Genomic DNA, 21790 nt, shown 5'->3' on the forward strand with positions numbered 1-21790 from the left:
CGTTGGGGCTCTGTCGGCCCAGATGCACCGGCCGGTAACGGGCGGACGATAGCGGGACTGGATGTCCATATCGTGCGGTTCCGCTGCTTGGATGTCGGCGCCAGCCAAGCGTTGAACTGACAGCACCGCCACCGAATTGCTCGCATTTCCGTAGCGTAGCTGCGGTAAGGACGCGTCGGCGGGGCCGGCTCGGCTTCGACCGAGCGTCAACGACGTGGCGTTGCCGCGCCGCGCTGACTCGGGTTCGCTTAGGGCCGACCCACCAGCGACAGTCAGGCCGCGACCGCCTCCAGCGCCTCGCTCGCCTGAAGCCACGCCGCCTCCTGCACCTCGATTTGGCCCTGTAGATCGGCGCGCCGGGTCATCAGCTCGCTCATCGTCAGCGTCGCCAGTGCCCCCTCCGCGCCGGCCGGATCGAACATCGCGCGGTCGACCGCGCTGCGTTGCGCGGTCAGCTTGGCGAGATCGCCCTCGACCTGCTTGGCGCGTTTCGACAGCGCCTGGTACTTTTCGCGCGCGTCGGCCGCCGCCTTGCGCGCCGCCTTCTTGTCCTCGGGCGATTTCTTGGCGCCGCCCGGCTCCTTGGCGAGGATGAAGCCGACATAGTCGTCGACGGTGCCGTCGAACTCGCGCGCGCCGCCGGCGTCGACCAGCACCAGCCGGTCGGCGACGGTTTCGATCATGTGGCGATCGTGGCTGACGATCACCACCGCGCCCTCGAACCCCGCCAGCGCCTGGATCAGCGCCTCGCGCGTGTCGACGTCGAGGTGGTTCGTCGGCTCGTCCAGGATCAGCAGATGCGGCGCATCGCGGGTGATGAGCGCCAGCGCGAGCCGCGCGCGCTCGCCGCCCGACAGCTTGCCGACCTGCGTCGTCGCCTTGGCGCCCGAGAAGCCGAAGCGGCCGAGCTGCTCGCGCACCGCGGACTGGCTGGCGCCGCGCATCAGCGACGTCATGTGCTGGAGCGGGGTCTCGTCGCGGTCCAGCTCCTCGACCTGATACTGCGTGAAATAGCCGACGCGCATCTTGCCCGACGCCGCCATCGCGCCTTCCATCGGGGTCAGCTGCGCCGCGAGCAGGCGGGCGAGCGTGGTCTTGCCGTTGCCGTTGCGCCCGAGCAGCGCGATGCGATCGTCGGGGTCGAGCCGCAGGTTGAGCCGCCGCAGCACCGGCTTGGCGTCATACCCGACCGCCGCCATGTCGAGCGTGATGAGCGGCGGGCGCAGCGCGTCGGCGTTGGGAAAGTCGAACTGCAACGTCGGGTCGTCGACGATCTCCGCGATCGGCTTCATTCTCGCCAGCGCCTTGGCCCGGCTCTGCGCCTGCTTCGCGGTCGAGGCACGGGCGCTGTTGCGCGCGACGTAATCCTGCAACTTCTCGCGCTCGACGTCCTGCTTCGCCTTGGCGGACGCGAGCTGCGCCTGCCGTTCGGCGCGTTGGCGTTCGAAGGCGTCGTAGCCGCCGGGATAGAGCGTCAGCTTGCCCGAGCCGAGATGCAGGATGTGATCGACGACGTTGTTGAGGAAGTCGCGCTCGTGGCTGACCAGCACGATCGTCGCGGGATAGGCGCGGAGGAAATCCTCCAGCCACATCACCGCCTCCAGATCGAGGTGGTTCGACGGTTCGTCGAGCAGCAGCAGGTCGGGCTGCGAGAACAGGAGCGAGGCGAGCGCGACGCGCATACGCCAGCCGCCGGAGAAGCTTTCCAGCGGCCGGTGCTGCGCCGCCTCGTCGAAACCGAGACCGACCAGGATGCGCGCGGCGCGGGCGGGCGCGGAATGCGCGTCGATCGCGTTCAGCCGCTCGTGGACGGCGGCGAGGCGGTCGGGATCGTGGTTGGTTTCGCTCTCCGCCAGCAGCGCGGTCCGCTCCTCGTCGGCGGCGAGCACGGTCTCCAGCGGGGTCATCTGGCCGCCGGGCGCCTCCTGCGCGATATAGCCTAGGCGGCTGCCGCGCGGCATCTCGACCTTGCCGGTGTCGGGGTCGAGCATGCCGGCGATGACGCGCACCAGCGTCGTCTTGCCCGCGCCGTTGCGGCCGATCAGCCCGATGCGACCGCGCGGGGGCAGCTTCGCCGTCGCGGCGTCGAGGATGGTGCGGCCGCCGAGGCGCACGGTGATGTCGGTGAGATTGAGCACGGCGGGCGCCTAGCACCCTCCCGCGATCCCGTCAGCCGACTTCCGTTCGCCCTGAGCGAAGTCGAAAGGTGGTCCCGGTGCTTCGACTTCGCTCGGCACGAGCGGTAGGAGCGTGGGTCGCAGACGAGCCGCAGGGAAGCCGATGCCGAACAACCGCTATTATTCCGGACCACCGAGCGACCATTTCGACGGGACGCGCTTCTTCAACCCCGGCGAGCCCGATACCGACCGGTCGCTGCTGGAGGTGCTGCGCTGGAAGTGGACGAGCCGGGCAGCGACATGGCCGAAAGTGATGCCGGTCACGCCCGCCCGGCCCGAGCCGCGCGTCGCCGGGTTGAGGGTGGCGATGGTCGGGCATGCGACGCTGCTGATCCAGGCAGCGGGGTCGAACATTCTGACCGATCCGGTCTGGTCCGATCGCGCCAGCCCGCTGTCGTTCGCGGGGCCGAAGCGGGTCACGGCGCCGGGGATCGCGTTCGAGGACCTGCCGCCGATCGACGCGGTGCTGCTCAGCCACGGCCATTACGATCATCTCGACGTCGCGACGCTGCGGCGGTTGCAGGCGGCGCACGACCCGCTGATGGTGATGCCGCTCGGCAACGACGCGATCGTCCGGGGCGCCGTGCCGGGCGCGCGGATCGAGGTCGGCGACTGGCACGACCGGGTGGCGCTGGGTAGCGGCCTGAGCACGACGCTGACGCGGGCGAACCACTGGTCGGCGCGTGGGGTGAACGACCGGCGGATGGCGCTGTGGGCGGGGTTCTGGCTCGACACGCCGGCGGGCAGCGTCTGGTTCGCGGGCGATACGGGCTATGGCGACGGCGCGATCTTCCGCGACATCCGCGCCCGCCATGGCAGCCCCGACGTCGCGCTGATCCCGATCGGCGCCTATGCGCCACGCTGGTTCATGGCGGCGCAGCATGTCGACCCGGCGGAGGCGGTGCGGATCTTCGCCGATGTCGGGGCGGGTCGCGCGCTCGGCATCCATTGGGGCACTTTCCAGCTGACGGACGAGGCGCGGGAGGAGCCGGTCGAAGGGCTGGCGACGGCGCTGGCGGCGGCGGCGGGGATCGAGGCGAGCCGCTTCGTCGCGGCCGACCCAGGGAGCACCTACGACTTCTAGGCTCGCCGGTGCTCCTGCGGAGGCAGGAGCCCAGAGTGGCCAAGGGCGGTCTTTGCGGCTCCAGGCTCCTGCCTTCGCAGGAGCACCGGCAGGCGTGAGTCGCTTGCGGCCCGATGGTGTCCGCGCGACAAGGCCGCATGAATACGCCCGCCATCGCCGTCACCCTGACCACCGCCGCGCGGGTGCGGGCGATCGTCGCCGGGTCGCTCGGCAACCTGATCGAATGGTACGACTTCTACGCCTACGCCTTTACCGCGCTGTATTTCAGCGCGGCGTTCTTTCCCGCCGGCGATCGGACGGCGCAGCTGCTGGGCACGTCGGGCATCTTCGCGGTCGGCTTTCTGTTCCGGCCGCTGGGGGGGTGGTGGTTCGGGCGGCTGGCGGACCGCCACGGGCGGCGCCGCGCGACGGTGGTATCGGTGCTGATGATGGGCGTCGGCTCGGCGACGATCGCCGTGCTGCCGACCTATGCGACGCTGGGCGCCGCCGCGCCCGCGCTGCTGCTGGTCGCGCGGATGGTGCAGGGATTTTCGACCGGCGGGCAATATGGCACCGCGGCGACCTATCTCAGCGAGATCGCGTTCGACGGGCGGCGCGGGTTCTGGGCGTCGTTCCAGTATGTCACGCTGATCGGCGGGCAGCTGCTGGCGCTGGTCGTGGTGCTGATCCTTCAGCAGGCGCTGCCGACCGCCGCGCTGGAGGCGTGGGGCTGGCGCATCCCGTTCGCGATCGGCGCGCTGGCGGCGCTGACGGTGTTCTGGCTGGCGCGGGCGATGCACGAGACGGGCAGGGGCGGGCGCGACGCGGGCACCTTCGCGGCGTTGGTGCCGCACTGGCGCGCGTTCGTGACGGTGGTGATCCTCAGCGCGGGCGGATCGCTCTTCTTCTACGTCTTCACGACCTACATGCAGAAATACCTCGTCAACACCGCGCACATGGCGGCGGCGACCGCCAATTGGGTGATGATGGCCGTGCTGGTCCCCTTCGCGCTGTTGCAGCCGGTGTTCGGCGCGTTGTCCGACCGGTGGGGGCGCAAGACCAACATCGTCGCGTTCGCCGCACTGGCGACGGTCTGCACGGTGCCGCTGATGACGTGGCTGGGACGGGTGCAGAGCGCGGGCGCGGCGTTCGCGCTGGTGCTGGCGGCGCTGACGATCAACAGCGTCTACACGTCGGTCAGCGGCATCTTCAAGGCGGAGCTGTTCCCCGTCGAGGTGCGCGCGCTGGGCGTCGGGCTGGCCTATGGCATCGGCAATGCGCTGTTCGGCGGTACGGCGGAATATGTCGCGCTGTCGTTCAAGCAGGCGGGACGGGAGAGCGGCTTCTTTTGGTACGCCACCGCGATCTTCGCGCTGACACTGATCGCCGCGCTGCTGATGCGGAATACGCGCACGAACGACCCGCTGCGCGACGCGGCGCCGCGCGACTGAGGGGAACGCGCACGCCTGCCGTTCGCTCTAGCCATTCCAAGCCGGAGAGACCGATGCCCGATCAGAAGACCGCGACGCTGTACCGCATGGTGCTGCCCGACCACATCTGCCCCTTCGGCGTCCGCGCCAAGCAGATGCTTGAAGCCGCCGGCTACACGATCGACGAGCACATCCTCCGCAGCCGCGAAGAGGTCGACGCCTTCGAGGCGGAGCATGATGTTCAGACCACGCCGCAGGTGTTCATCGACGACGAACGCATCGGCGGCAGCGACGATCTGGAACGCTATCTCGCGGACGCGTGACGAAAAGCTGATCGACGACGGGGCGGGGTTGCTGGCCGCGTCCGGACCCGGTTCAGCCGCCGGCTTCGCCTAGCACGCGGCGGATCTGCTGTTCCTGCAGGTCCAGTTCCTCGCCCAGCGTCCGGTGCGCCTCGGCATCCATGTCGTCGGTGCGTTCATTGAGCTTGTTGCGCGCCGCGTCGATCGCGACCAGCCGCAGCCGCTGCTGCACCTCGAGTTCGGCGGCGCGGTGGTGCGGATGCTCGCCATCGGTCTGCGCGCGGTCGGCCTCCGCCCGGAACTGCTCGACCAGCTCGGCGGCGGCGTCGGCATGCTTGTCCTCGACATGTTCGTCGGCATGCGCCTGCACCGCGTCCAGCGAGGCGGTGGCGAGTTCGGCCCGCGCATGGGCCTCGTCCTCGTCGGACTCTCCTTCGGCTTCCTTGTCGAGGCCGAGACGGCGGATCAGCCAGCCCAGCGTCGTCCCCTGCAGCACCAGCGTTGCGAAGATCGCGCAGAACGCCAGGAAGACGATGATGTCGCGGCCGGGGAACTTGAGCGGCAGCGCCAGCGCGGCGGCGAGGCTGACGACGCCGCGCATCCCCGCCCAGCCGGTGATGAGCGTATGGCGCCAGGGCGGCAGCGGATCACGCTCGCGCAGCCCCGGAAACACGGCACGCGGCACCCAGGTGGCGGGGACGATCCACAGGAAACGGCTGACGATCAGCGTTGCCGCGATCGCCCCGCCGAGCAGCGCCAGGCCGCCGACATCATAGCCCTCCAGCCGCCCGACGATACCGCGCAGCTGCAACCCGATCAGCATGAAGACGAGCGCGGTGAGAATGAACTCGACGAAGCTCCACACCGCTTGCAGCCCGAGCCGCGACTCGCCGGTGAACTCGGCATGCTGCTTGCGCCCGAGGATCAGGCCGCAGGTCACCGCCGCCAGGACGCCTGAGGCATGGACCTGCTCGGCGGCGAGGTACGCCAGAAAGCCCGCGAGCAGGCTGGCGGTGATATCGAGCAGCGTGTCGTCGAGCCTTGCGAAGACCCAGATCGCGATCCGCCCGGCGAGCCAGCCCGCGACCACGCCGCCGATCGCGGCGCCGACGAACTGCAAAGCGCCCGCGCCGAAGCTGAAGGTGCCGGCCACGGTGGCGGTGACGGCGAGGCGATAGAGGACGAGGCTGGACGCGTCGTTGATGAGGCTCTCGCCCTCCAGCACCGTCACGACACGCTTGGGCAGGCGCACCTGCTTGAGCACGGCGGCGGCGGCGACCGCATCGGGTGGCGCCACGATCGCACCCAGCGTCACCGCCGCCCACCAGGGCAGCGACGGCACCAGCAGCTTGGCGACGATCGCGACGGCGGCGGCGGTGAAGAACACCAGCCCGATCGCGAGCAGCAGGATCGGGCGCAGGTTGAAGCGGAAGGCAGGCCAGTCGGTCCGGTACGCGCTCGCCTGCAACAGCGGCGGCAGGAACAGCGCCAGCGCCAGCTCCGGTTCCAGCTCGACCTCGCCGACGCCGGGCACGAAGGCGAGTGCCATGCCGCCGCAGACCAGCGCCACCGCCAGCGGCACCTTCAGCCGCTGCGCGAAATAGGCCAGCACCAATGCCGCCGCGACGACCAGCAGCAAAAGCTCGAAGATGTGCAGAAATCAGTCCTTTATGGTGCGATCGGCTCAACGGCGGGCTCCGTGTGGACGTTCCGTCGCGTCGACGGTCTGGACTTGCAAGCAGATGTTCCGGTAACGCCTGCGACTGCATCCGCGCGCATCCGGGCATCGTAGCTTGTCGCCAATCACCTCCGCATCAGATTTCGACGACCTGCGGGCCGAGGCGCAGGCGATCGTGCGGGCGCATGGCGACGCCGCGACGCGGTGGGTCGCGGAGCAGACGGTGGCGTCGAACCTCGCCGGGCACCTGGAGGGCGTTCACCGCTATCGCCGGATCGCGGCGTTGCTGGACGAGATGCGACCGGTCGCGGAACAGGAAACGCCGGAGTAGCGCAGCTCAGGCGAGGACGATGTCGTCGCCGGCGGTCCGGGCCATCATCCGCCCCATCGCGTCGAGCAGCGCGCCCATCGCGACCGGTTTCTGGATGACGTCGTCGGCCCCGCTGTCGAGGCAGCGCTGGCGCAGGTCGACGGCGGTGTCGGCGGTGACCACGATCACCGGCACGCGTGACTTGGCGTCGGTTCGCGCGCGGATGCGGCGGATCGCGGTGACGCCGTCCATCCCGGGCATCCGCAGGTCCATCAGCACGATGGCATAGTCCTCGCGGTCGATCATCCCGAGGCCGGTCTCCGCGTCGACCGCCTCCGCCATGTCGGCACCGACCACGCTCAGCATGTCGCGCACGACCCGCCGGTTCATCGCATCGTCTTCGACAAACAGGACTTGCATGGCTGGGCCGGGCTCCGCGTTCGCCCCGGCCATAACGGCCGGTGCTGAATCAATGGTTTAGGCGGCAGCGCGGGTCGCCGCCCCTTCGGCGGAAATGGATTGGGCGACGTCCAGGAACCCCAGCAGCCCGGCCCCGGTCACCGGCTTGAGCACCAGCTGATCCGCCCCCAGCGCCCGCACCGCGTCGACGTCGAGTTCGGCACAGGGGGCGAGGAGCACCAGGACGCGCATCCCCGCCGCGCGCCCGGCCGCGATCAGCGTCGCCAGCGAGGCGAGCGGTTCCCGGTCCGCCATCAGCGCCGACTTCGCCTCGATCAGCAATTGCCGCTCGTTGCCCGACGCGATCGCCGCCAGCGCGGAGTCGCCGCACGCCGCGATCGTCAACGTCGGAGAACGTCGCTCCAGCAGGCTCCGCAGCACGCCTTGCGTCAACGGATTGCCCTCGACCAGCAGCACGCCGTCGCGGCGTTCGCCCGGCGCCGGTGCCGGCCCCGCAACGGCATCGATCGCGATCAGCGGCAGACGCAGGGTGAACCGCGTCCCGTGGCCGACGTCGCTCGTCACGGCGATGTCGCCGCCCATCGCCGCGACGATGTTGCGGCAGATCGCCAGTCCCAGTCCGGTGCCGCCGAAGCGCCGCGTGGTGCCGCCGTCGACCTGATGGAACGGCTCGAAGATCAGATCGAGCTGGTCCGCCGGGATGCCGATGCCGGTGTCGGCGATCTCGATCGTCAGCGTGTCGCCGTCACCGTGCGCGGCGATGGCAACGGTGCCGCTGGCGGTGAACTTGACCGCGTTCGACACGAGATTGAACACCACCTGCCGCAGCCGCGTCGGATCGCAGCGGATCAGCGTCGGCACGTTCTGGACGGCGAGCGTCAACGTCAGCCCCTTGCCCTCGGCATGACCGCGCCACAGCCGCTCGGTTTCCTCCAGGATCGTGGCGACGCGGGTCGGCTCCCGCGCGACGACGATGTCGCCCGTCTCCATCTTGGCGATGTCGAGGATGTCGTCGACCAGCGCCTTCATCGTCTCGCCGGCGCCGTGGACGACCTCGATCTGGTCGCGCAGTTCGGGCGCGAGCTTGCGCCCGGCAAGCATGATCTGCGTCATGCCGAGAATTCCGTTCAGCGGCGTCCTGATCTCGTGGCTGGTGGTCGCGAGGAAATCGGTCTTCGCTTTCAGGGCGCGTTCCAGCTCGACGTTGGTGGCGCGGATCGCGTTTCGACTGCGCCGCAGCGACACGAAGCCGGCGCCGAGCAGCGCGGCGATGATCGCGACCGCGCTCAGCGCCAGGCTCTGCAACCGTCCGCGCCCCCGTTCCAGCTGCACCGCGCTTTCCAGCTGGCCCTGTTTCAACCGCGAGATCTTGTAGTTCTGGTTGGTGAAGTCGAACCGCGCCGCCGTCAGCTGCGAGGCGGCCGACGCGGTCAACGCCTGCGCCTCGCTGTCCAGCCGCTGGAACGCCTTCAGGTGCGCCAGCGCCTGCGCCTCGTCGCCGCGCAGTTCGTAGATGCGCGCGGCGGTGGCGTGATAGTCCCGGAACAGCATCTCGCTATGGGCCAGGTCGACGCCGGCGAAGGTCGTCGCGATCAGCTCGCCGGCGCGGTCGAGCCGGCCCTCGTCGAGTGCGATCCGCGCGGCGGCGCCATAGGCATAGGGTTTCCACCCCGCCGCCTCACCGTGCGCGGCAAGGCGCAATGCCTGGTCCGCCGCCGCCTGTGCAACCGTCAGATGCCCGGCTTCCGCCTCGCTGCCCGCCAGGTTGGTCAGGATGCGCGTCTGCAACAAGGGGCTTTGCAGCTTGCGCGCTTCGGTCAGCGCCGCGCGATAGGCGGCGGCGGCCTCCGGGTAGCGGTGCAGTTTGCGGAAGACCTCGGCCCGATTGTTGTGCGTGGTCAGGTTGAGGCTGGGGTCGCCTGAATAGACCTCCGCGGACTGTCCGTAATAGTCGAGCGCGCGCGGATAGTCGCCCGCGTCCCAATAGATCTGGCCAATGTCCTGCAGCGCCAGCGCCTGGCTGCGCTGAACGCCTGCCGCGCGGAATACCTCGTGCGCGCGCTGGTAGTCGCGCAGCGCCTGCAGCACCTGGCCCGAACTCGCCGCGATCGCGCCCTGCGAGCGGAGCAGGTCGCCGTGCAACTTCGTGTCGGGCGCGACTCGCTCGGCCTCGCGCAGCGTCCGTTCGACGATCGGGGTCGCTTCGGGCAGCTTGTTGAGGAACAGCAGCGCCTCGCCGTGCAGCCATTCGGCGGTTACCAACGCCACCTGCGCCTCGTGCGACGGCGGCAACCGCCGCGCGATCGCGACCGCCGCCAGCGCGGAGGCGAGCGCATGCTCGGGATCGGCCATCATCCGCTGCTTGGTCGCGTCGACCGTCGCGGTGAATGCGGCCATCGAGGCGGGTTCGGCGGCCCCGACGGGGGTAGCCGCCAGCAGCAGAAATAGGGCGAACAGCTGCTTAGGTGAGGTCCGGGCCGACATGGCGGAACGCTACATCACGCTGGTTAAGGGGGCGCCAAGACCGGATCAGAAACTGAGACGGAAGCTGCTGCCCGCGGTCAGCGCCGCCTCGCCGACGTTGCGCGCGCCCATGACGTTGACGCGCCCGAACAGGTTCACCCCGGCCGCCCCGCCCATCAGGTCGCGGCCATACAGCAACTCGCCCAGCAGTCGTCGCTCGCGGCCCTGAAGCTGGAAGGTCTGCACCACGGTGCCGAGTTCGCCGGTTCGGCGGTCGATCACCTGGACGTTCGCGACGTCGATCGACCCGTGCTCCAGATGCAGCGGCTGCGCCAGCGTCAGGCGAATGCGGTCGCCGCCGAGCACCCCGATCTTGGTCACCGCCGCCTGATAGGCACTGCTCCACAGGCCGCCGTCGGCGACTGCGATCGCCTGATGATCGAGCCCGCCCGCGCGCGTCCGGCCCCAGGTCGCGACGCCCGACAGCGCCAGAGTCGGCGTCACCGCGAGATCGACCGAGGCTGTGCCCGCGTCGGAGCGGCTGCCGCGCACGAGGTCGTTGCGGTCGACCGATTGCATGCCCAGCAGCCCCGTGCCCTCGTCGAGCAGCGTGTAGCCGAACGTCGCCGACAGCGCCGCGGAGGGCCGAAACCGCATCGATACGGTGGTCGCGCTGGCCCGGTAGGGGCTGAGCCGGCCCAGTGTCGCCAACCCGTCGAGGCCCATGCGGGTCAGGTCGCGGCGGGCGTCCTGCCGGGCGGTGCCGGTCGACAGCGTCAGGTGCGGCGTCACCGCCACGTCGACCGCCGCATAGCCGCTGCCTGACGCGAAGCCGAGGAACGGATTGGCCCCGCCCGTCGCCGGGTCGTAGTCGGACTGCATCGCGAAGCCGGCGCTGCCCAGCGCCGCGCCGCCCCGGCCGGTGCCGAAACGCAGCGTGTAGCCCCCGTCGGCGCTGGCGAGCGCGACCCCGCTTTCGTACGGCACGCCGTCCTGGCGGAAGCCGGGGCGATACGCTTTCGGCGACGCGGTCATGGTCGCGACGAAACCGCCCGGCACGGCCAGTGCGGCGCTGTAGCGCGCCGACCCGAAGGCGGCGGTCAGCCCCTTGCCGGTGCCGTACGACCCGCCGGCGACGTACCAGTCGAGGAAGCGGCCGGTCAGGTAGCTGTTGAACTGCTCGCTCGAATTGCCGACCGTCTGCCCCGCCAGCTTGGTCGACAGCGGAATGGCGAAATCGCGGTACGACGTCAGCGTGTCGTCGAACACCGTGACATAGGCGTTGTTGGCCTGCCAATAGCTGACCATGGCCGCGCGCTGGCTGGCCGTGAGGGGCAGGGCGATCGCGGTGGCCGGCGCGCCGCCGTTGATGCTGACCTTGTATTTCAGCGCCGATAGGCTGGCCGGCGACAGCGCGGCGGTCACGTCCAGCATGCCGCGGCCATAGACCGGGTCGGTGCCGGGCGCGCCGACGTCGCGCGCGGAGGAAAGGATCAGCTCGGCGGTGTCGGCCGGCCGATCGCGCAGCCAGGGCCAGCGGTCGTGGATCAACGCCACCGTGCCCGAGACCAGCGGCGCGGCGAACGACGTGCCCGACATCCGCGTGACGCCACCGGCGCCGTCCGACACCAGGATGAACTCGCCCGGCGCGACGATGAAGCGGCTCGCCAGCGTCTGGTGCTTGTCGTCGGCGCAGCTCCCGTCCTTGGCCGCCTTGCCGTCCTGCATCAGGCAGGCGGTGCCCGGCCGGTTCGAGAAATCCGAGATCGCGCCGTTCGGGTCGACGGAGCCGACGACGATGATCGCGGGGTTCTTGTCGAATGCCCAGGTCACGTTCTGCGTCTGGGTGATGCCGTCGTTGCCGGCGGCGAGCACGAACACGCGCTTCTTCGCGTCCGGCCCGACCACCGGATCGCTGAAGACGGTGTTCCAGCCGCCGTTGAGCGTCCAGCCGGGCACGCCCAGCGACATGTTGATGATGGTCGCGCCGTTCTTGACCAGATTGGCGACGCCGGCGGTGATGTCGGCCCAACCGGCGGTATAGGTCGCGTCGAACGGATTGTAGCTGACCACCGACGCACCCGGCGCGATGCCCATCACGCCGCGTCCGTCGTGCGCGGCGGTCATCAGGCTGAGCACAGCCGAGCCGTGGATGCCCGCGACCGTCGAGACGCCGCTCGCCTTGACCAGGTTGCTGGTGCCCTCGCCGGTGACGGTAAAATCGAGCAGGCCGATGCGGCTGTCGCGACCGGAGCCCAGGTCCTGGGTGACCCGCGGGGTCCAGTTCACCGCCCGCATCCAGTGATCGACCTCGTCCGCGCCCGAATAGAGCATCAGATTGTCGTACCAGTCCATCAGGAACAGCTCGTACCCGACCTCGTCCATCCCGACGAGCGACTGGGGATCGGCGAGATCGATACCGTATTTGCCGAGCATCCGGTCGGCGAAGCCCGCCTCGAACGTCTTGCCGGTCTGGGTCGTCACCGCCGCGCCCCACGCCGTCTTCGACCCCGCGACCAGCGTCGCGATCTGCTGGTTCAGCGAGGTGTAGGTCGGCGCGCCGGCCGACCAGTCGAGCAGCTGGCCGTCGAAGGTGCGGATGTTGCCGGCAAAGGTGCGGATGTTCCCCGCCATTCCCTCGAACTGCCCGGCGAAGGTGCGGATGTTGCCGGCACTGGCGCTGAGGCTCCCGCGCGCCGGATAGGCATTGCCCCAGAAGGCGGGGTCCGGCCCGCTTGCCGGCAATGTCGTCACCGAAAAGGTGCGGATGTTGCCCGCGAAGGTGCGGATGTTGCCGGCGAAGGTGCGGATGTTGCCGGCGCTGGCCGTCGTGTCACCGGAAAAGGTGCGGATGTTGCCCGCACTGCCCGACACCGACCCCGCAAAGGTGCGGATATTGCCCGCATACGGCAGAATGCCGCCGCCGAACGGCCTGATGATCCCCCCGCCGGCAAGCGGGACGAGGCGATCCTCGGCCGGAGCGGCGTCCGTCGCCGTCGCATCAGTCGCGGTCGCGGCGGGCGGCGCATCGGCGGGGGTCGTCTGCGCCCGCGCGGTCGCCGCAAATAGCATCGGCAGCGCCGTCGTGGCGAACAGCAGCCGGCCGGTGATGATGACGTTCTTCATGTAAGGCCCCTTGCGGACTTACCGCCCGCTATGGATGCCGGTTAGCCGCGTGTGGCTGAAGCGAGTCCCACCATGGCTCCCTAAAATCCGGTTAGGCTTCTTTTCTGATCCTTGCCGACGGTTGCCTTGGAAACATCGGGGTTGCGGCCCCGAACGCGCGCTGATGCTCGTCGTCGGCGAGCAGCGCGATCAACGCGGGGAGCGGGACGGGCGGCGAGATCAGGTAGCCCTGCAGCAGATCGCAGCCCATCACCCGCAGCAGCGAAAGCGCGACCGGATCGTCGACACCCTCCGCCGTCACTTCCATCTCCAGCGCGTGGGCAAGGTCGATCGAGGAGCGGACCAGCAGCGGGTCGCGCTGGCTGTTGACCAGTCCCGACACGAACATGCGGTCGATCTTCAGCTCGTGGGCGGGCAGCTGTTTCAGGTAGGCGAGGCTCGACAGGCCTGAGCCATAGTCGTCGATCGCGATGCGGATGCCGGCCGCGCGCAGGGCGTGGAGGTTGGCGAGGGCGGCGTCGGGGTCGGCAATGACGGCGGTCTCGGTGATCTCGAACCCGATCGGTGCGGCGCTGCCGGCGACGGCGGCGAGCGCGCGGGCGATGAAGGCGTCGTCGGCGAGTAGTTGGCCCGACAGGTTGATGTAGATCTCCAGCCGGTGGCCCGCCGCGGACAGGGTCGCCTGATCGGCCAAGGCGCGTGCCAACACCCAGTCCGTCAGGCGGCCGATGATGCCCGCCTGCTCCGCCAGTGCGATGAAGCGGTCGGTAGGAACGGTGCCGAAGCGCGGATGGTGCCAGCGCAGCAGCGCTTCGGCGGAGGTGAAGCGGTTCTCGCGCGCGCGTAGCTTCGGCTGATAGAGCAGCTGCAGCTCACCGCGATCGGCGGCATGGCGCAGATGGCGGAGCAGGACGACGTCGGCCGCCGTGCGATCGCCGCGATCGTCGCCGGGCGCCGCGAAGGCGACCGGGCAGCGCCGCGCGCGTGCCTCGACCAATGCGCGCGCGGCATCGTCGACCAGCTCGTCGCAGATCGACCGGCCACTCGCATCGACCGCGCCGATCAGCACGGTGACGTCGTATGCCGTGCCGTCCAGCGCGACCGGTGCCTGCACCGGCGCGACCGCAGCGCGCAGCAGCCGGTCGGCCTCGTCTTGCCCCGTCGCCATGAACGCGAACTCGATCGTCGTGCGCCCGATCCGGCCGATCTCGCCGGCCGGCAGGTGCGCGACGAGCCGCTCACCCAGCTGGTGCATCAGCGCGTCGGCCTGGCCATAGCCGATCAGCCGCCGCAACGGCGCGAACCGCACCACCTCCAGCACCGCGACGAAAGCGCCCGGCTCGCCAGGCGCGTCGCGCAATCGCGCGAAAGTCCTGGAAGGGGGCAAGGCTGCGGCCATCATCGACGCCTACGGGCACAGCCTTTAACGAACTGCCACCGTCAGGCGCGTTGGGCACGCATCCGAGCCAGGAAGTCGAAGGCACCGGGTCGATCGAGCCGTCCGAGCAGCGCGTGGATGCCGTCGCCGTCGAACCGGTACGGTGCCGCACGGCGATCGGGCAACGTGATGAAATGCTGGCTGAGCTCTGCCGGCGAGAAGTCGCTGACCATTTGAACCAGCCGGTGCAGCGGCGCTTCCGCGACGATGCTGCGGCCGCCGTCATGGATGCTCGCGTCGGTGGTGCGGATCAGCGTGGCCTGATCGTGCCAGGGAATGGGGGACACGGGAACGACCCTTGTTCGAGACGGAAGGGACGGGAGGGGAGCCGCCTCGGCGCCCCTCCCTTGCGATCACGGCATCAGGACCGTGTCGACAACGTGGATGACGCCGTTCGACTGCATCACGTCCTTGATCGTCACCATCGAGGTGCCGCCCTTGGCGTCGGTCAGCATCAGCCGGCCGCCCATCATGCGCGCCGTCAGCGGCTCGCCCTGGACAGTGGTCAGCGTCGCGGTGCCGTGCCCGGCGCGGATCGCACGCGCGATGTCGGCGGACGTCATGCGCCCGGCGACGACGTGATAGGTCAGGATGCCGGTCAGCGTCGCCTTGTTCTCCGGCATGACCAGCGTGTCGACGGTGCCGGCCGGCAGCTTCGCGAAGGCGGCGTTGGTCGGCGCGAAGACGGTGAAGGGGCCGGGGCCGCTCAGCGTGTCGACCAGCCCGGCGGCCTTGACGGCGGCGACCAGCGTGGTGTGGTCGCGCGAATTGATCGCGTTCTCGACGATCGTCTTGGTCGGGTACATCGCCGCGCCGCCCACCATCGGGTTCTGCTTGGCGAGGGCGATCGAGCTGCCGCCGGCGAGCAACATGGCTGCGGCAAGGGCGGCACGGAATGGCTTGGACATCGTCTTCTCCTCAGGCGCCGCGATGGGCGTCGAGGAAGCTACGGAGACGGACGCCTGCCGGATGCACCGGCAAGTTGATCGAGGTTATTCCGACGGGGATCAGGTAGTGGCGAGCGTGCCCTTGGCGACGACCGGCCCGGTCGGCGCACCGGTAGGCGAGCCGCCGACCGGCTCGATCGACACCGCCAGCACCGCCGCCGCCGCCAGCCGGGCACGATTGGCGGACGAGATCGCGATCGCGGTGCGGTCGCCGACGCGCAGCAACCCCAGCGAATGGGGCACACCGTCGCCGCCGATCACCCACAACTGCGCCGAGTGACGGGCGTCGGCGAGCGACACGACCGGCAGGCGCAGCGTGCCCGCGGCCGGGTCGAACACCGCCGTCAGCGGTTCGCCCGTTGCCGCAGGCACGATCGCGGCGGCCAGCAGGACGGGGTTGGTCGGCGCACGCTGGACCACCACCGGCACCGGCGCGGGTTCGGGCCGCGTGACCAGTACCGTCAGCAGCACGGCGGCCGCGATGCTGGTCAGTCCCGCCACCGACGGCCAGAACCGACCGGGCCGCACCACCGCCGCCGTCGCCGCCGGTGCATCCAGGCTCGCTTCGACCCGCGCCAGCAGGTCGGCGGGCGGCGCTACCTCGGGCACCAGCGGGAACAACAGGGCGAAGCGGGTGCGCCAGTCCTCTACCTCGCCGGCGAAACCGGGCTCGGCGAGCAGGCGGCGCAACGCGCCGGCACGCTCTTCGCCGTCGAGCAGCCCCAGCGCCAGTTCGGCGGCGGCGGTATCGTCGCGCGCGTCGGTCATGCGTCCAGGCACCGCTTCAGCGCGATCAACCCGCGCCGCACCCAGCTCTTCAACGTACCCAGCGGCACGTCCTGCCGCTGGGCCAGCTCGGCATAGGTGACGCCGTCGAAAAAGGCGGTGCGGATCGCGACCTGCTGCCGTTCCTCCAGCGCGCCGAGGCACCCGTGCAGGCGGTCGCGTTCGCCCGCCGCCTCCAGCAGGTCGCTGGCGAGCGGTGCAGTATCGACGATATCGGGCAGGTCGTCGATCGGCGCGAACTGACGGCCACCCTGCGCGCGACGCCAATCGATCGCCCGGTTGCGCGCGATCGTCGCCAGCCAGGTGATCGGGCTCGCACGGCCGGGCTCATACGCACCGGCCCGCCGCCACACCGTCAGATAAACCTCGTGCAACACGTCTTCCGCTGCCTGCCTTTCGCCACAGATACGCAGGCAGATACCGAAAAGCTTCGCAGCGGTAAGAAGATACAGCGACCGGAACGCCTCGCGATCCTCGGCACCGGTTCGCACCAACGCCTCGGTCAATCGCATTCGTGCATCGTCGGCCGTCGCGGTCACCCGGCAGAGCTAGCAAAGCGCCACGCCAGCGGCAATGCCGCCGCCGCCGTTCCGATCGGTCCGACAGCTTGATCTAGAGCAACATACGGAGATTTAAGCGGAACGTCTGACCGTTGGCGCGGTTGAGCGATGTAACAGAACGTTGCTAAATCGAGATAAATACATGCCATCCTGCAAGCTTCTCGGCGTCGCCCTTCTGCTGGGGGCCGCCGCACCGGCTGTGGCGCAGTCGTCCAATTCGCTCAACGCCGCGCCGCCGCCGCCCACGCCGATGCGCGCGCCGCTGCCACCGCGTGCCGCCCCCGACATGCAGGGAGTGCTCGACCAGCTTGCGGTTCTAGGAGCAAAGCCGATCGAGACGCTCACCCCCGTGCAGGCGCGCATCCAGCCAAGCCCCGCCGACGCCGCACGGGCGGTGATGCGCCGTCGTGGCATGTCGACCGCGCCCGATCCCGCCGTATCGACGCAGGACCTGCCCTACGGCGCCGATCCGATGCAGTTCGCGCGCATCTACAAGCCGGTGGGCGCGGGCAACGAGCCCATGCCGGTCATCGTCTATTACCACGGCGGTGGCTGGGTGATCGCCGACGTCAACACCTATGACGCGACGCCGCGCGCAATGGCCAAGCAGCTGAACGCGATCGTCGTGTCGGTCGAATATCGCCACGCGCCCGAAGCCAAGTTCCCTGCACAGCACGAGGACGCCAGCGCCGCTTATCGCTGGACGATCCAGAACGCCGCCTCCTGGGGCGGCGATCCCGGCCGGATGGCGCTGGCGGGCGAGAGCGCGGGCGGCAACCTGGCCGTCGCGACCGCCATCTATGCACGCGACAACGGTATGCCCGCACCGTTGCACATCCTGGCAGTCTATCCGATCGCCAACAGCGACATGACGCTGCCGTCGCGGCGCGATGCGGCCAATGCCAAGCCGCTCAATACCGCGATGTTGAGGTGGTTCGGCCACTATTACTCGAGGGGCATGGCCGATCAGCAGGACCCGCGCATCAATCTGGTCCGCGCCGACCTGCGCGGTTTGCCGCCGACGACGATCGTCAACGCGCAGATCGACCCCTTGCGCTCGGATGGCGAAACGCTGGCGACCGCGATGCGCGCCGCCGGTGATCGCGTCGAGCAGCGGACGTTCCCCGGCGTGACGCACGAGTTCTTCGGCATGGGGAAGGTCGTGCGCGGCGCCCTTGATGCCGAAACCTACGCCTTCGACCGCCTGCGTACCGCCTTCAACAAGTAAGAGGAGTAGCCGAGATGAACCTTCGTCTTCTGGCATTGCCACTCGCCTTCGTCGCCGCGCCCGTTCTGGCACAGGCGATGACCCCCGCCGATTACGTCAAGACCGCCGGCGCCAGCGACCTTTACGAGCGGACTTCGTCGCAGGTCGTGCTGCAGACCACGCGCGATCCCCGCGTCCGCGAGTTCGCGCGGATGATGATCTCGGATCACGCCAAGAGCACCGCCGACGTCAAGGCGGCGGCGACGCGCAGCCGTGTACGCCCGATGCCGCCGATGCTGATGCCGGCGCAGGCGGAACTGATCGCGCAGCTCCGCGCCGAGCAGGGTCCGGCCCGCGACGCGGCGTATGTCGCGCAACAGAAGGCGTCGCACAATCAGGCGCTGGCGGTGCAGCAGGCCTATGCCGCGGACGGCACCGCCCCGGCGTTGCGCCGCGTCGCCGCCGGCATCGTGCCGGTGGTGCAGCACCATATCGAGATGCTGAAGACGATGTGATACGCAGCCGGTCTCGCAGACAGCGGTGCTGTTTGCGAGACCGGCAAGTCCGGCCGGTTGGGGTGCCAAGCCCCCGTTCGACGACCCGGCTTTGCCGGGTCGCTTCGCGTTTTGATGCAGGTGTTTGATCGAGCCTGAGATCCGCCGCGGCAACGCAGCGTCGTCGACCGGATTGGCGGCTCGCAAGCCGCGCTTGTTCGTTGCGGCGACGGCTCTGCTGTCCGCTCACCCCCTTCGCGGAACTTCCGCCCTTTCCAACCCGTTCCGAACGCACGCAAATAACCGCGGCTCCGTCGCCCCGTAGAAGAGGGTTCCCCATGGTGGATACAAGCGCAATCCGGGCGCACATGCCCGTCGTCGGTTCCGACGGCGCCCATGTCGGCACGGTCGATGGGGTCGAAGGCGACCGCATCAAGCTGACCAGGACCGACTCGCGCGACGGGTCCCATCATTTCGTCCCCATGACCCAGGTCGCGCGAGTGGACGAGCAGGTCCACCTGTCGGTCCCGGCGATTTCCGCCATTCCGGGCGGGGCGGCTGTCACCTCGGCTGCGGCCGGTGTCGAAAGCCCGCTGCCGCCGGTGCTCAATCGCGCGGTCGACGGGGCGGCGCCGCGCAAGAACTTCTATCTGCCCTGGATCGTCGGGCTGGTCGGGCTGATACTGCTTCTGTTGCTGTTCAGGAGTTGTGTCGGGCACCGCGAGGAACAGGCCGTCACGCGGACCGAGACAACGACGACCAGCACATCGGTCGTCGCGCAGACCCCCAACGCCGCCGCCGCCGCCGGGGCGCTGGCCGGCGTGTCGGGGCTAGGCACCTATCTGGGCGGCACCGGCGCGACGCCGCAAACCTTCGTGTTCGAGAAGGTCAATTTCGACTCCGGCAAGAGCGCGGTCCGGGGCGCCGACCAGGCCGAGATCGATCAGGTCGCCGGCGTGCTGAAGCAATATGGCAGCGCGCGGGTCAGCATCGCCGGCTATGCCGACGCGAGTGGCGACGAACCCGCCAATGCCGAGCTGGGTCAGGCGCGGGCGGATGCCGTGAAGGCGGCGCTCGTCGCCAAGGGGATCGACGGTGGCCGCATCGCGACCACCACCGGCGGTGAGACCGACCCGGTCGACACCAACGCGACCACGTCCGGCCGGTTCGAGAACCGTCGTACCGAGTTGGTGGTGACTGCCCGCTGAGCCAGCGGCGATGCGGATGAGCGCCGCGTCCGGGACGACCGGGCGCTGCGCTCGCTATTCGGGAGTGCGACGATGACGCTTGCTGATCTGGCCGGGTGGGTGGCGCCGGCGGCGACGATGATCGCCGCGATGATGACCGCCGCCAATCTCGGCACGCGGGTGACGGGCTGGGGCTTCGTCGTCTTCACCGTCGGTTCGCTCGCCTGGGTCGCGGTCGCGGTCGCGAGCGGACAGAACAACCTGCTGCTTTCCAACGCCTTTCTGACGCTGGTCAATCTGGTGGGCATCTGGCGCTGGCTGGGGCGACAGGCGCGTTACGAGGAGGGTAGCAAGACCGCGACGCAGCGTAGCGCCGCCGCGAAAGTACCGACGTTGTTTTCCGCCGGCAGCGTGATCGGCGCGCCCGTGACGGGCCGTCACGATGCAAAGCTCGGCACCGTCGTCGACGCGATGATGCGCTGCGACGGGGCGGGACTTGCCTATCTGGTAATCGGCGCCGGCGGCGTCGGCGGCGTCGGCGAGCGGCTTCACGCACTGCCACCCGAGGACGTTCGGTTCGGCCACGCCGGCGTGGCGTGCGACCTAAGCGCCGAGGAATTGCGGATGCGGACGGTACTGGAAGACGGTGCCTGGCCGGCGACGGTTTGACCCGCGCCCAGGTTCAGCCGTCGACCGCCTTCGCCAGCGCCGCCTTGGACATCGTCGACCGCCCGGCGATGCCCTTGCGCTTCGCCTCCTCGTACAGTTCCGCCCTGGTGCCCGCGCGTTTCGCCCGATCCTCCCCGGTGTCGCCCTGCCGTTCGCGGGCCTGCGTCCGACCGGCGCGCGTCCGGTTCTCGGTGGGTGAGACACGGTCCGACTCGCCCGCCTCGGATAGCGCGATCGCCACCGCCTGCCGCCGGTTCTTCACCTTCTCGCCGGCGCTGGTTTTGAGCTCGCCATGTTTGTATTCGTGCATGACCCGCTCGACCGTCGCACCTTGCTTGCCCGAAGTCTTCGCCATGTGCCCGTCTCCCCTCGCAACAATCGTCGGCGTGCATCGGCGTTCCCGATGAGCGACCAGATCGGCGCGCTGCCCTATCGCGAACTGGGATCCGGGGGCGTCGCGGTGCTGCTCATCACCTCGCGCGATACCGGCCGCTGGGTGGTGCCCAAGGGCAACCACATGAGCGGGCTGGCGGGGCACGAAGCGGCGGCGGTCGAGGCATGGGAGGAGGCGGGCGTGCGCGGCGCGATCTGCCCCACCGCGATCGGCAGTTTCACCTACCTAAAGCGCCGGCGGCTGCGGGCACCACGCACGCTGACCGTCGCGGTGTTTCCCATGCTGGTACTCGAACAGGCGAACGAGTGGCCCGAGCGTCATCAACGTGTCACACAATGGTTCGATCTGGCGGGAGCCGCCGCGGCAGTCGCCGAGCCGGAGTTGAAGAATCTGATCGCCGGCTTCAGGCGGCCGCCCGAACGAGACCTCGTCGATCGGTTGTTGCCGGAGTTTCGAACGACCATCAGGAGACGCATGCCGATGCTGGGCTGGTTCCAGTCGCTCTTGCCCAAGCAGGGCCGGTTCTTCGACCAGTTCGAGGAGCATGCGGCGACGTTGACCGCGGGGTCGGAGGCGCTCGCGCGCTTGCTCGCCGGCGAGGGCGACCCTGCGACTCAGATCGCCCGCATCGTCGAGGAGGAGCATCGCGCCGACGCGATCACCGCCGAGGTGCTGCAGGACGTGCGGCGCATCTTCGTGACCCCGTTCGACCGCAGCGCGATCCGCGACCTGATCGGCGTGATGGACGATGCGATCGACCAGATGAACAGCTTCGCCACCGCGACCATGTTGTACGAGGTGACCGAGTTCACCCAGCCGATGCGCGACATGGCCGGCGTCATCGTCGACGCGGCGCGGGTAACGGCGGAGGCGGTGCCGCTGCTCCGCTCGATCAACAGCAACGGCAGCCGCATCACCGAACTGACCGCGCGCATGATCGAGCTGGAAGGCCGCGCCGACGAGATCCACGACGACGGCCTGAAGGCGCTGTTCAAGTCGATCGACGGCGGGCCGGACGGCGGCGCGATGCGCTTCATGATCGGGCGCGAACTCTACAACAGCCTGGAGCGCGTGGTCGACCGGTTCGAGGATGTCGCCAACGAGATCCAGGGTCTCGTGATCGACCACTCCTGACCGCC

At 69.5% G+C, this 21790-nt stretch carries 20 protein-coding genes; 9 read left to right on the top strand and 11 right to left on the bottom strand.

Going from position 1 to position 21790, the window contains the following annotated elements; genetic code table 11:
- Positions 1 to 272 precede the first annotated feature (272 nt).
- The gene (locus ACOFKS_RS11540; protein WP_419809397.1) at positions 273 to 2138 is read right to left on the bottom strand and encodes an ABC-F family ATP-binding cassette domain-containing protein; all 1866 of its coding nucleotides are present in this window, start codon (positions 2136 to 2138) and stop codon (positions 273 to 275) included.
- Positions 2139 to 2280: 142 nt separating this feature from the next.
- On the opposite strand from ACOFKS_RS11540, the gene ACOFKS_RS11545 reads away from it, so the two are divergent.
- From ACOFKS_RS11545 to ACOFKS_RS11555, 3 genes are all read left to right on the top strand, one after another.
- A complete protein-coding gene (locus tag ACOFKS_RS11545) occupies positions 2281 to 3261 on the top strand; it encodes an MBL fold metallo-hydrolase (RefSeq protein WP_419809398.1) in 981 nt (326 codons plus the stop codon).
- Positions 3262 to 3398: 137 nt separating this feature from the next.
- Positions 3399 to 4691, top strand: coding sequence for an MFS transporter (locus ACOFKS_RS11550; protein WP_419809399.1), 1293 nt, complete (start codon positions 3399 to 3401; stop codon positions 4689 to 4691).
- Between the two features lie 53 nt (positions 4692 to 4744).
- Positions 4745 to 4993, top strand: coding sequence for a glutaredoxin domain-containing protein (locus tag ACOFKS_RS11555; RefSeq protein ID WP_419809400.1), 249 nt, complete (start codon positions 4745 to 4747; stop codon positions 4991 to 4993).
- A 52-nt stretch (positions 4994 to 5045) separates the two neighbouring features.
- Here ACOFKS_RS11555 and ACOFKS_RS11560 read toward each other — a convergent pair whose 3' ends face one another.
- Positions 5046 to 6611, bottom strand: a complete 1566-nt coding sequence (locus ACOFKS_RS11560) for a Na+/H+ antiporter (RefSeq protein WP_419809401.1) — start codon at positions 6609 to 6611, stop codon at positions 5046 to 5048.
- Positions 6612 to 6765: 154 nt separating this feature from the next.
- Here ACOFKS_RS11560 and ACOFKS_RS11565 point away from each other — a divergent pair, with 154 nt between their 5' ends.
- Entirely contained in the window at positions 6766 to 6981 is a 216-nt protein-coding gene (locus tag ACOFKS_RS11565; RefSeq protein ID WP_419809402.1) for a hypothetical protein, read from the top strand.
- 6 nt (positions 6982 to 6987) lie between these two features.
- Here the strand turns inward: ACOFKS_RS11565 and ACOFKS_RS11570 are convergent, their stop codons facing one another.
- The 8 genes from ACOFKS_RS11570 to ACOFKS_RS11605 form a co-directional block, all read right to left on the bottom strand.
- The gene (locus ACOFKS_RS11570) at positions 6988 to 7380 is read right to left on the bottom strand and encodes a response regulator (RefSeq protein WP_419809403.1); all 393 of its coding nucleotides are present in this window, start codon (positions 7378 to 7380) and stop codon (positions 6988 to 6990) included.
- Between the two features lie 57 nt (positions 7381 to 7437).
- Positions 7438 to 9777, bottom strand: a complete 2340-nt coding sequence (locus tag ACOFKS_RS11575) for an ATP-binding protein (RefSeq protein WP_419809404.1) — start codon at positions 9775 to 9777, stop codon at positions 7438 to 7440.
- Between the two features lie 132 nt (positions 9778 to 9909).
- On the bottom strand, positions 9910 to 12969 hold the full coding sequence (locus ACOFKS_RS11580) for a S8 family serine peptidase (protein WP_419809405.1): 3060 nt from the start codon (positions 12967 to 12969) through the stop codon (positions 9910 to 9912).
- 91 nt (positions 12970 to 13060) lie between these two features.
- Complete coding sequence (locus ACOFKS_RS11585; RefSeq protein ID WP_419809406.1) at positions 13061 to 14329, bottom strand: EAL domain-containing protein; 1269 nt, start codon at positions 14327 to 14329, stop codon at positions 13061 to 13063.
- Positions 14330 to 14409: 80 nt separating this feature from the next.
- The gene (locus ACOFKS_RS11590) at positions 14410 to 14694 is read right to left on the bottom strand and encodes a hypothetical protein (protein ID WP_419809407.1); all 285 of its coding nucleotides are present in this window, start codon (positions 14692 to 14694) and stop codon (positions 14410 to 14412) included.
- Positions 14695 to 14760: 66 nt separating this feature from the next.
- Positions 14761 to 15315, bottom strand: coding sequence for a fasciclin domain-containing protein (locus ACOFKS_RS11595; RefSeq protein WP_419809408.1), 555 nt, complete (start codon positions 15313 to 15315; stop codon positions 14761 to 14763).
- A 99-nt stretch (positions 15316 to 15414) separates the two neighbouring features.
- Positions 15415 to 16122: an anti-sigma factor gene (locus ACOFKS_RS11600; protein WP_419809409.1), complete on the bottom strand. Its 708-nt coding sequence runs from the start codon at positions 16120 to 16122 to the stop codon at positions 15415 to 15417.
- Entirely contained in the window at positions 16119 to 16652 is a 534-nt protein-coding gene (locus ACOFKS_RS11605; RefSeq protein WP_419809661.1) for a sigma-70 family RNA polymerase sigma factor, read from the bottom strand. The genes ACOFKS_RS11600 and ACOFKS_RS11605 overlap by 4 nt, the downstream gene beginning before the upstream one ends.
- Positions 16653 to 16842: 190 nt before the next feature.
- On the opposite strand from ACOFKS_RS11605, the gene ACOFKS_RS11610 reads away from it, so the two are divergent.
- From ACOFKS_RS11610 to ACOFKS_RS11625, 4 genes are all read left to right on the top strand, one after another.
- Positions 16843 to 17928 (top strand): alpha/beta hydrolase, encoded by a 1086-nt coding sequence (locus ACOFKS_RS11610; protein ID WP_419809410.1) that lies wholly within the window; start codon positions 16843 to 16845, stop codon positions 17926 to 17928.
- Positions 17929 to 17942: 14 nt separating this feature from the next.
- Positions 17943 to 18422: a DUF4142 domain-containing protein gene (locus ACOFKS_RS11615; RefSeq protein ID WP_419809411.1), complete on the top strand. Its 480-nt coding sequence runs from the start codon at positions 17943 to 17945 to the stop codon at positions 18420 to 18422.
- A gap of 347 nt (positions 18423 to 18769) precedes the next feature.
- A complete protein-coding gene (locus tag ACOFKS_RS11620; protein WP_419809412.1) occupies positions 18770 to 19609 on the top strand; it encodes a DUF2171 domain-containing protein in 840 nt (279 codons plus the stop codon).
- Positions 19610 to 19681: 72 nt separating this feature from the next.
- Complete coding sequence (locus ACOFKS_RS11625) at positions 19682 to 20257, top strand: PRC-barrel domain-containing protein (RefSeq protein ID WP_419809413.1); 576 nt, start codon at positions 19682 to 19684, stop codon at positions 20255 to 20257.
- Positions 20258 to 20270: 13 nt separating this feature from the next.
- On the opposite strand, the gene ACOFKS_RS11630 is transcribed toward ACOFKS_RS11625, so the two are convergent.
- Entirely contained in the window at positions 20271 to 20612 is a 342-nt protein-coding gene (locus ACOFKS_RS11630) for a DUF6496 domain-containing protein (protein ID WP_419809414.1), read from the bottom strand.
- Between the two features lie 48 nt (positions 20613 to 20660).
- On the opposite strand from ACOFKS_RS11630, the gene ACOFKS_RS11635 reads away from it, so the two are divergent.
- The gene (locus ACOFKS_RS11635) at positions 20661 to 21785 is read left to right on the top strand and encodes a DUF47 family protein (protein ID WP_419809415.1); all 1125 of its coding nucleotides are present in this window, start codon (positions 20661 to 20663) and stop codon (positions 21783 to 21785) included.
- Positions 21786 to 21790 lie beyond the last annotated feature (5 nt).

The organism is Sphingomonas sp., assembly GCF_965200135.1.
GTDB lineage: Bacteria > Pseudomonadota > Alphaproteobacteria > Sphingomonadales > Sphingomonadaceae > Sphingomonas.

Bases quoted from the DNA above. Each gene is read 5' to 3' on its own strand.
- ACOFKS_RS11615 (WP_419809411.1), top strand. From the start codon at position 17,943: ATGAACCTTCGTCTTCTGGCATTGCCACTCGCCTTCGTCGCCGCGCCC.
- ACOFKS_RS11630 (WP_419809414.1), bottom strand. From the start codon at position 20,612: ATGGCGAAGACTTCGGGCAAGCAAGGTGCGACGGTCGAGCGGGTCATG.
- ACOFKS_RS11605 (WP_419809661.1), bottom strand. From the start codon at position 16,652: ATGCGATTGACCGAGGCGTTGGTGCGAACCGGTGCCGAGGATCGCGAG.
- ACOFKS_RS11580 (WP_419809405.1), bottom strand. From the start codon at position 12,969: ATGAAGAACGTCATCATCACCGGCCGGCTGCTGTTCGCCACGACGGCG.
- ACOFKS_RS11600 (WP_419809409.1), bottom strand. From the start codon at position 16,122: ATGACCGACGCGCGCGACGATACCGCCGCCGCCGAACTGGCGCTGGGG.
- ACOFKS_RS11635 (WP_419809415.1), top strand. From the start codon at position 20,661: ATGAGCGACCAGATCGGCGCGCTGCCCTATCGCGAACTGGGATCCGGG.
- ACOFKS_RS11555 (WP_419809400.1), top strand. From the start codon at position 4,745: ATGCCCGATCAGAAGACCGCGACGCTGTACCGCATGGTGCTGCCCGAC.
- ACOFKS_RS11575 (WP_419809404.1), bottom strand. From the start codon at position 9,777: ATGGCCGCATTCACCGCGACGGTCGACGCGACCAAGCAGCGGATGATG.
- ACOFKS_RS11545 (WP_419809398.1), top strand. From the start codon at position 2,281: ATGCCGAACAACCGCTATTATTCCGGACCACCGAGCGACCATTTCGAC.
- ACOFKS_RS11570 (WP_419809403.1), bottom strand. From the start codon at position 7,380: ATGCAAGTCCTGTTTGTCGAAGACGATGCGATGAACCGGCGGGTCGTG.
- ACOFKS_RS11610 (WP_419809410.1), top strand. From the start codon at position 16,843: ATGCCATCCTGCAAGCTTCTCGGCGTCGCCCTTCTGCTGGGGGCCGCC.
- ACOFKS_RS11625 (WP_419809413.1), top strand. From the start codon at position 19,682: ATGACGCTTGCTGATCTGGCCGGGTGGGTGGCGCCGGCGGCGACGATG.
- ACOFKS_RS11550 (WP_419809399.1), top strand. From the start codon at position 3,399: ATGAATACGCCCGCCATCGCCGTCACCCTGACCACCGCCGCGCGGGTG.
- ACOFKS_RS11620 (WP_419809412.1), top strand. From the start codon at position 18,770: ATGCCCGTCGTCGGTTCCGACGGCGCCCATGTCGGCACGGTCGATGGG.
- ACOFKS_RS11595 (WP_419809408.1), bottom strand. From the start codon at position 15,315: ATGTCCAAGCCATTCCGTGCCGCCCTTGCCGCAGCCATGTTGCTCGCC.